The sequence below is a fragment of the Nocardioides guangzhouensis genome (assembly GCF_004519545.1).
Taxonomy (GTDB): domain Bacteria; phylum Actinomycetota; class Actinomycetes; order Propionibacteriales; family Nocardioidaceae; genus Nocardioides; species Nocardioides guangzhouensis.
On sequence record NZ_SDKM01000075.1, the window covers coordinates 1 to 8,143 of the forward strand.

The 8,143-nt window shown below is 72.8% G+C and carries 10 protein-coding genes; 3 read left to right on the forward strand and 7 right to left on the reverse strand.

All coding sequences use genetic code 11. The features are described from left to right. The first annotated feature begins 77 nt into the window (after positions 1-77). Positions 78-770 carry an N-acyl homoserine lactonase family protein gene (locus tag EKO23_RS23925; protein WP_134720999.1) on the forward strand — a complete coding sequence of 231 codons (693 nt, stop codon included), beginning with the start codon at positions 78-80 and terminating at the stop codon, positions 768-770. Positions 771-1,012: 242 nt separating this feature from the next. Here the strand turns inward: EKO23_RS23925 and EKO23_RS23930 are convergent, their stop codons facing one another. Further along, positions 1,013-1,774 carry a L,D-transpeptidase gene (locus EKO23_RS23930; protein ID WP_134721000.1) on the reverse strand — a complete coding sequence of 254 codons (762 nt, stop codon included), beginning with the start codon at positions 1,772-1,774 and terminating at the stop codon, positions 1,013-1,015. Between the two features lie 21 nt (positions 1,775-1,795). Next, positions 1,796-2,572 (reverse strand): ParA family protein, encoded by a 777-nt coding sequence (locus EKO23_RS23935; RefSeq protein ID WP_134721001.1) that lies wholly within the window; start codon positions 2,570-2,572, stop codon positions 1,796-1,798. 60 nt (positions 2,573-2,632) lie between these two features. Between EKO23_RS23935 and EKO23_RS23940 the strand changes: the two genes are divergently transcribed. Then, positions 2,633-3,403 carry an SDR family NAD(P)-dependent oxidoreductase gene (locus EKO23_RS23940; protein ID WP_134721002.1) on the forward strand — a complete coding sequence of 257 codons (771 nt, stop codon included), beginning with the start codon at positions 2,633-2,635 and terminating at the stop codon, positions 3,401-3,403. Positions 3,404-3,420: 17 nt separating this feature from the next. Here EKO23_RS23940 and EKO23_RS23945 read toward each other — a convergent pair whose 3' ends face one another. From EKO23_RS23945 to EKO23_RS23960, 4 genes are all read right to left on the reverse strand, one after another. After that, positions 3,421-4,038, reverse strand: coding sequence for a MarC family protein (locus EKO23_RS23945; protein WP_134721003.1), 618 nt, complete (start codon positions 4,036-4,038; stop codon positions 3,421-3,423). Next, positions 4,035-4,928: a PHP domain-containing protein gene (locus tag EKO23_RS23950; RefSeq protein WP_134721004.1), complete on the reverse strand. Its 894-nt coding sequence runs from the start codon at positions 4,926-4,928 to the stop codon at positions 4,035-4,037. Before EKO23_RS23950 ends, EKO23_RS23945 begins: the two co-directional genes overlap by 4 nt. Before the next feature lie 73 nt (positions 4,929-5,001). Then, positions 5,002-5,631: a DUF6758 family protein gene (locus EKO23_RS23955; RefSeq protein WP_134721005.1), complete on the reverse strand. Its 630-nt coding sequence runs from the start codon at positions 5,629-5,631 to the stop codon at positions 5,002-5,004. Positions 5,632-5,685: 54 nt separating this feature from the next. Further along, a complete protein-coding gene (locus EKO23_RS23960) occupies positions 5,686-6,258 on the reverse strand; it encodes a histidine phosphatase family protein (protein WP_134721006.1) in 573 nt (190 codons plus the stop codon). A 26-nt stretch (positions 6,259-6,284) separates the two neighbouring features. Between EKO23_RS23960 and EKO23_RS23965 the strand changes: the two genes are divergently transcribed. Further along, positions 6,285-7,475 carry an MFS transporter gene (locus EKO23_RS23965; protein ID WP_134721007.1) on the forward strand — a complete coding sequence of 397 codons (1,191 nt, stop codon included), beginning with the start codon at positions 6,285-6,287 and terminating at the stop codon, positions 7,473-7,475. Positions 7,476-7,480: 5 nt separating this feature from the next. Here the strand turns inward: EKO23_RS23965 and EKO23_RS23970 are convergent, their stop codons facing one another. Next, a complete protein-coding gene (locus EKO23_RS23970) occupies positions 7,481-8,005 on the reverse strand; it encodes a MaoC family dehydratase (protein WP_175582741.1) in 525 nt (174 codons plus the stop codon). Positions 8,006-8,143: the final 138 nt, after the last annotated feature.

The window sequence follows — 8,143 nt, forward strand, 5'->3', positions numbered from 1 at the left end:
TCGCACGTGTTCGAACGCGTGCGAAGTGACACGAACACCGCGTTACAGCTGATTTCGGGGTGTGTGAGGGTGGGGTCATGCGGGTGGAGGACGTCGTACGCATCGACCTCGGGACGTTCGTCCGCCCGCCGGAGGAGACCGGGACCGGCCGCCCGCGGATCGAGCCGGTGCACGGGTACGTCGCCCGGACGGCAGGCGGGGTGCTGCTGCTCGACACCGGGCTCGGCGCGGCCGACGAGGAGACCGAGGCGTGGTACCGCCCGCGCCGGGTGCCCGTCCAGCAGGCCCTGGCCGCCGTCGGCGCGACCGTCGACGAGGTCGACCTCGTGGTCAACTGCCACCTGCACTTCGACCACATCGGCGGCAACCCCGCCTTCGCCGGCCGTCCGGTGCACTGCCAGCGCCGCGAGCTCGACACCGCGCGGGCGGGTGGCTACACGTTCCCGGAGCTGGTCGACTTCCCCGGCGCCCGCGACGAGCTGCTCGACGGCGAGGCCGAGATCGCACCGGGCGTCCACGTGGTCCCCACGCCCGGGCACGTCGACGGGCACCAGTCGGTGGTCGTGGAGTGCGACGACGGCTCGCTGGTGCTGGCGGGCCAGGCGCACGACACCGCCTCGCAGTGGTCGGCGGAGGTCCTCGCTGCCTCGGCGTCGCGTCTCGGCCACCAGCCACCACTCCCAATACCGAGCCCGTGGGTGGCGCGGCTGCTCGAGTTCGACCCGCGCCGGGTCGTGTTCGCCCACGACGCGGCGGTCTGGATCCCCTGAACAATTTCATCGCGGGCCGGGAATGCGACGCCCGACCGAGCCGTTGACACCATCAGCCGGTCTGGATCATGCCCCCGGGCCTCACCTTTCGCCGCTACGAGCGGACCTTCGCCGAGAGGCGGCTGACGGGCCGGTGAGCAGCATCGAGCAGCCACCCGCCGGGTAAGCCCCGGGCCAGGGTGGCTGTTCGCGTTCCCGCCGAGAGGCCAGGAATCGCGGATCGAGCGGCAGGTGGCCGTTCGTCAGACGACGACGACCGTGGTGTCGAGCGGCGCGAAAGCCCACAGCGCCCGGGCGTCAGCCTCCTTCTGACGGATGCATCCGTGCGACCGCGGGGTGCCGAGCTCGGCCGCGGTCTGCAGGGGCTTCCCGTTGCGGACCGGGATGTCGTGGAAGCCGATCGCCGCGTTGTCGCCGCGGGTGAACCGGACGAACCACTTCATGGTGCCGGAGTCGTCGATGCCGTAGGCCCGCTCGGAACGGGAGTAGACCGCGTACGTGCCGGGATCGAGGTTGTCGGTCAACGAGCCCGAGACCAGGTACGTACGGCGTACGTCGCCGTCCGCGTCGACCAGCCACACCCGCTGCTGCTCCTCGCTGAAGACCACGCGCCGCCCGTAACCGCTGTCAGCAGGAAGGTCCAGGTCGGCGAGCCAGTCACGGGCGACGTCGTTCCGATCCGCCCGGTTGGTACGGCGGGTGGCTGCGGCCGGCGCCTTCGTCGGGACCTGCGCGGCGGCGGGACCGGAGGAATCGTCGGGGTTGTCCCGGGCGGGCCCGGTCTCCTCAGCGGCCAGCGCCGCCCTCTCCTCACCCCGTCCCGAGGACGTCGAGGCGTTGCCCGGGATGAACAGGCTGTCCTCCGCGCTCGCTGCCGGGGACCCGGCCTCCTGCGGAAGCAGGCCGATGCCGCCGAGCACCGAGATGCCGGTGACCACGACCGAGAGGCCGAGGACCGCGATCCGGCCGTAGCGCGGTCGCACCTCGAGGCGGTGGCGGCTCATACCCGTCCCGGCCCTCCCCGGCTACTTCGCGTCCGCGCGCCGCACGAGGTTCTCCGCCACCTCGCGGTAGGCCAGCGCACCCTTGCTACGGCGGTTCGTCGCGAGGATCGAGCGGCCGGTGGCCGGCGCCTCGGCGAACTTGATGGTCTTGGGGATCGGGGGCTCGATGACGTCGAGGTCGTAGGCCTCGGAGATGTTCTCGAGCACGGTGCGCGCGTGGTTGGTGCGCCCGTCGTACAGCGTCGGCAGCACGCCCCAGACCACCAGCCCGCGGTTGGTGAAGCGGCGTACGTCGTGCACGGTGTCGAGCAGCTGCCCGACCCCGCGGTGCGACAGCGTCTCGCACTGTAGCGGCACCAGCACGCCCTCGGCGGCGGTGAGCGCGGCGACGGTGAGGACGCCGAGGCTCGGCGGGCAGTCGAGCAGCACCCAGTCGTAGACGACGCCGGACTCGGCGAGGTCCTCCAGCGCGCCCTTGATGACGTGCTCGCGTCCGGTGCGGGTGAGCAGGTCGGCCTCGGCACGCGCGAGCTCGATGGTGGCCGGCAGCAGGTCGACCCCGTCGTCGGTCTCGATGATCACCTCGCCCGGCGCCAGGCCCTTGGTGAGCACGTGGTGCACGGAGAGCTCCAGGTCCTCGGGGTCGATGCCGAGGGAGAAGGTCAGGCACGCCTGGGGGTCGAGGTCGACCAGCAGCACGCGGTGCCCCAGCTCCGCGAGGGCGGCCCCGAGGGAGGCCACGGTCGTGGTCTTGGCGACGCCGCCCTTCTGGTTGGCGACCGCGAGTGTGGTGGTCATCGCTCATATCATGCCCGACCGGGTTGCCCGGATCGTGCACCGACCTGGATGCTGGGCGGCATGTCCCAGGGAACCCGCACCGCGCTGGTCACCGGAGCCACCGCCGGCATCGGCCACGAGTTCGCCCGCCAGCTCGCCGTCCGGGGCGACGACCTCGTCCTGGCCGCCCGTGACGCCGAGCGCCTGGACAAGGTCGCCGCCGAGCTCCGCGCGGACCACGGGGTCGACGTCGAGGTGCTCGCAGCCGACCTCGCGGACCCCGCCCAGCTCGCCGCCGTGGAGGCGCGGGTCGCCGACCGCGAGCGTCCGGTCGACCTGCTGGTCAACAACGCCGGGTTCGGGCTGAAGAAGGGCTTCCTCGACAACGACGTGGCCGACGAGGTGCGGATGCTCGACGTGCTGGTCACCGCCGTGCTCCGGCTGAGCCACGCGGCGCTCGGCGTGATGACCGAGCGAGGCCACGGCCAGGTCGTCAACGTCTCCAGCGTGGCGGCGTTCCTGCCACGCGGGTCGTACGCCGCCGCGAAGGCCTGGGTCAACGCGTTCAGCCTCTGGGCGCACCAGGAGTACGCCGGCAGCGGGGTGACCGTCATGGCGCTGTGCCCCGGCTTCACGAAGACCGAGTTCCACGAGCGGATGGACGTCTCCCGCGGCAGCGCGCCGGGCTTCCTCTGGCTGGAGGCCGAGCGGCTGGTCCGGGAGGCGCTCGAGGACCTGGACGCCGGCAAGGCGATGTCCATCCCGAGCAAGCGCTACACGGCGATCGCGACCCTCAGCCGGACCGTCCCGCGGCCGCTGCTGCAGCGGTTCCAGAAGGTCGGCCGCCGCTGACCCTCCTCCGGGAGCGGTCAGCCCTCGCCGTTCACGAACGCGCGCACCGAGTCGGCGACCATCTGCACCGCGATCGCGGAGAGCAGCAGGCCCGCGATCCGGGTCACCAGCAGGACCCCGCTCTCCCGGATCACCTTGAGGATGTTCACCGAGAAGCGCATCGCCAGCCACAGCGCGACGTGCACCAGCACCACGCCGAGCGCGACCGCGACGAACGTGGCGACCGAGTCGACCCGCTGCACGAACAGCATCACCGCGACGATCGCGCCGGGTCCGGCCAGCAGCGGGGTGCCCAGCGGCACCAGGGCGATGTTCACGTCCTGGGTCGCGGTGGGCTCCTTCTCGTTGCCGGTCAGCAGCTCCAGCGCGACCAGGAGCAGCAGCAGCCCGCCCGCGCCCTGGAGGGCCGGGATCGAGATGTGCATGTAGCGGAGGATCCCCTGCCCGAAGAACGCGAAGACCGTGACCACGAAGAACGACACCGCGACCGCCTGCCAGGCGGCCTTCCGGATCGTGGCCGGCGACCGGCCGGAGGTGAGCGAGAGGAAGACCGGGATCGTGCCCGGCGGGTCCATGATCACGAACAGGGTCACGAAGACCTCGGTCAGCAGCACCGCGTTCACCACGTCGTTCACGGCCGCACCACCTCGGGGGTCTCGCGGCCGGAGGCGGCGGACGCCGCGGCCGCGCGCTCCAGCAGCCGGTCCAGCTCGGCCGGGGCGGTGGTGTTGCAGCCGAGGTCGTGGTCGACCTTGCCGGCGCCGTGGTGGTCGCTTGAGCCGGTGACGACGAGGTCGAGGTTGCGGGCGATCGCCCGCAGCGTCTCGCGCTCGCGCGGACCGTGGTCCTGGTGGTCGACCTCGAGGCCGGCCAGGCCGAGGTCGCGCAGCCGGGCCAGCCCGGCCTCACCGAGCGGGCCGCCGTCGGGACCGTGGTCGGCCCGTCCCCACGGGTGCGCGACCACGGTCGCGCCGCCCGCCTCGGCCACCGTGGTGATCATCGACTCCAGCGGCGCGGCGTAGCGGCGTACCCACGCCTTGCCGCCCCAACCCAGCCACTCCGCGAACGCCTCGTCCCGGTCGCGGACCACGCCCGCCGCCACCATCGCGTCCGCGATGTGCGGGCGGCCCACTGCCGCCGGGCCCCCGGCCAGCCGGCGCACGTCAGCCTCCCCGAGGTCGACGCCGTGCTCGCGCAGCCGCTCCAGGATCGCGGGGACCCGGTCGTCGCGGCCCTCGAGGACGAGCCGGAGCCCCTCCACGAGCGGCGGGTACGTCGGGTCCGGCAGGTAGGCGAGCAGGTGCACGCCCGGCCCGTCGGTCATCCGGGTGCTGATCTCCATCCCCCGCACCAGCGTGAGGCCGGTCTCGAGCGCCGCGTCGGTCGCCTCGGCCCAGCCGGCCGGGCTGTCGTGGTCGGTGATCGCGAGCACGTCGAGCCCGGCGGCCTTGGCCGCGTGCACGAGCTCGCGCGGCGTCTGGGTGCCGTCGCTGGCCCGCGTGTGCGTGTGGAGGTCGATGCGCACCTGCGCAGCCTAGGGCCTCGGCCAGCCGCGCCCGGCATCCAGAACGGCGAGATCCCGCTCTCGCCCGAGGCCGTCACCAGGCCGGCGGATGCCCCCCGAACGGCACCTCGAGCAGCTGCGGCCCGAGGTCGCTCACGTCGGCCAGGATCCACTCGTCCGCGAGCAGCAGCATGGCCGAGGCCGGGCGCAGCACCAGCCACAGCCAGCGGCCCCGGGCCTCCCCCGCGAACACGCTGCGGTCGAGGTCGGTGTCGGCGTCGGAGGTCGAGATCGTCCAGAGCGGGATCGACTGGTTGACCACGCGGACCCGCGCGGTCGGCGTGGACGCCGCGATCTGCTCGCCGGGGTCGGAGTGCACGGTGCCGGCGCAGCGGGCCCCGAGCCCGGTGCCCGGTTCCTCGCTCACCACCAGCACCTCCACCGGCCCGTCCAGCGGGCTGGTGCCGGCAACACACGTGACGGTCGCCCGGGCTCGGGTCTGGCCGCAGACCACGCCGAAGTCGGTGACCACCCAGCCGGGGCTCATCGGCCACGGGACGTACGTCGGGAAGCCGCCCGCCCGCGCGAGATGGTCGCCGAACGCGTCGTACGAGGCCTGGCGGACCCGCCAGAGCGGGTCGATGCGCCCGTGGTCCGCGCACGACCACACGCCGTCGGACTCCGAGACCGGCGACGAGCACCGGGGGCACTGCGCCTCCAACATGGGTCAACGGTGAGGCCCGCGGGCACCCCCGTCAAGCACCGCCGACGAGCACCTTCAGGCGTTCCAGCGCAGGATCACCCGGGTGTCCCGCTCGAAGCCGAGCACCGACACGGTCGCGGTGTCGAGCCGGAAGAGCCTGCCGTCGCCCACCACGAGACCGAGCCAGCGGGCAGTGAGCGCGCGCAGGGCGTGTCCGTGACCGAACAGCAGCGTCCGACCGGGCTGGGCGGAGACCCGGGCCACCACCCGGTCGAGGCGCGCGGTCACCTGCGCCGCGGTCTCGCCGCCGGGGGTCGGATGCGTCCAGACCGACCAGCCGGGCACGGTCTCGCGGATCTCGGCGGTGGTGATGCCCTCGTAGTCGCCGTACGCCCACTCCGCGAGGTCCCCGTCCACCTCCGGGTCCGGGAACCCGGCCAGCCGGGCGGTGTCGCGGGCCCGCTGCCGGGGACTGCACAGGACCAGGTCGAACGAGGCCGGGTCGAGCCGCGCCTTCAGCTCGGTGGCCACCGCGACCCCGACGTCGGTGAGCGGCAGCTCGGTGGTCGAGGTGTGCTTGTGGTCCCGGCTCCACTCGGTCTCCCCGTGACGCACCAGCCAGATCTCCTGCGCCTCCCCGTCCGTCATGGGGTCACTCTGGCACGCTTCCTCCCATGCGCGCTCCCCTCGACCCGGCCGCCGAGCCGGTCACCGCCGATCTCCGCCGCGCGCGGACGGCGACCGCCCTCGCGTTCGGGGCGCAGGGCCTGGTGTTCATCAGCCTCACCACCCGGCTCCCGGTCCTCCAGGACAGGTGGGATCTCGGCGAGGCCACCTTGTCGGTGCTGCTGCTGATGATGGTGCTGCTGGCCGGGGTCGGCTCCGTCGTCGCCGAGCAGCTGGCCCGCAACCGGCACAGCGCCGGCGTGCTGCGGGTCGGGCTGCTGGTGGTCGCGGTGTCGGTGCCGGTGCTGGTCGGCGCACCCGAGCTGCTGGTGTTCGTCGCCGGCCTCGCGGCGTACGGCGTGGGGCTGGGGCTGGTGGACGCCGCCGGCAACATGCAGGCCGTGGCGGTCGAGCACCGTTACGGCCGACCGATCCTGCCGTCGTTCCACGGCGCGTGGACGCTCGGCGGCCTGATCGGCGCGACGCTGACGCTGATCCAGCCCGACCTGTGGGTGGCCGGCGTCACCTGCGTGGTGCCGCTGGTGGTGGCGCTGGCGGCGCCGTTCCTGCCCCGGGTCGGCGAGCCGGACACCGCCGGGATCACCGTGCCCTGGCGGCCGATCGTGCTGGTCGGGCTCGGGATGGTGCTCTTCTACATGGTCGACACCGCCGCGACCACGTGGGGGCCGACGTACCTCGACAACACGTTCCCGACCCCGGACCGCTGGGTGGCGCTGGCCACGTTCCCGTACCTGCTGGCGACGCTGGTGATGCGGTTCGCCGGCGACGGGCTGGTCGCCCGGTTCGGCCCGGTCCGGGTGCTCCGGGCGGGCGGGGTGCTGGCCTTCCTGTCGCTGCTGGTCGTGGTGACCGCGCCGGCCTGGCCGGTCGCGGTGCTCGGGTTCACGCTGCTCGGGCTGGGTGTCGCGGTGATCGCACCGCTGAGCTTCTCGGCGGCGGCCCGGATCGCGGGCGGCGACGACGTCCCGGCAGCGGTCCGGCAGGCGCGGGTGGACGTGGTGATCGGGCGGTTCAACCAGTTCAACTACGTCGGGGCGCTGCTCGGGGCGGTGCTCACCGGCCTGGTCGGGGCCAACTCGCTGCGCGTCGGGTTCGCCGTGCCCATGGTGCTGATCCTGGGGATCCTGCCGCTGGCCCGGCACTTCGGGGGCCGGTCGGACTCACTTGTCAACCGGTGAACCCGTCACTCCCCCGGCCAGTTCCGGTCCGGCTGCGGCACCGGACGGCCGGGCTGCTCGCCGCCGCGGGCGTCGAGGTAGTTCTGCTTGGGGACCATCACCTTGCGGCGGAAGATGCACACGACCTTGCCGTCCTGGTTGTAGCCGATGGTCTCCACGTGGACCACGCCCCGGTCGTCCTTCGAGGTCGACTCCCACTTGTCGAGCACCTTCGTCTCGCCGTACAGCGTGTCGCCGTGGAAGGTCGGGGCAACGTGGCGCAGCGACTCGATCTCGAGGTTCGCGATCGCCTTGCCGGAGACGTCGGGCACGGACATGCCGAGCAGGATCGAGTAGACGTAGTTGCCGACCACGACGTTCTTGCCGAACTGGGTGGTCTCCCCTGCGTAGTGCTCGTCGAGGTGCAGCGGGTGGTGGTTCATGGTGAGCAGGCAGAACATGTGGTCGTCGAACTCGGTGACCGTCTTGCCGGGCCAGTGCTGGTACGTCGCCCCGACCTCGAACTCCTCGTAGCTGCGACCGAACTGCACGGCGTACTCCTCGACCTCGCTGGACCCGGCTCTCGGGCAGGCCCATCGTGGCCGACCGCCCACCCGCGGGGGAACCCTCCGCACCCGTGGGAAACCCCACACCCGGACCGTGGTTTCGAGACGCTCGCTGGCGCTCGC

Coding starts and splice junctions, on each gene's coding strand:
- EKO23_RS23925 (WP_134720999.1), top strand. CDS start 78: ATGCGGGTGGAGGACGTCGTACGCATCGACCTCGGGACGTTCGTCCGC.
- EKO23_RS23930 (WP_134721000.1), bottom strand. CDS start 1,774: ATGAGCCGCCACCGCCTCGAGGTGCGACCGCGCTACGGCCGGATCGCG.
- EKO23_RS23935 (WP_134721001.1), bottom strand. CDS start 2,572: ATGACCACCACACTCGCGGTCGCCAACCAGAAGGGCGGCGTCGCCAAG.
- EKO23_RS23940 (WP_134721002.1), top strand. CDS start 2,633: ATGTCCCAGGGAACCCGCACCGCGCTGGTCACCGGAGCCACCGCCGGC.
- EKO23_RS23955 (WP_134721005.1), bottom strand. CDS start 5,631: ATGTTGGAGGCGCAGTGCCCCCGGTGCTCGTCGCCGGTCTCGGAGTCC.
- EKO23_RS23960 (WP_134721006.1), bottom strand. CDS start 6,258: ATGACGGACGGGGAGGCGCAGGAGATCTGGCTGGTGCGTCACGGGGAG.
- EKO23_RS23965 (WP_134721007.1), top strand. CDS start 6,285: ATGCGCGCTCCCCTCGACCCGGCCGCCGAGCCGGTCACCGCCGATCTC.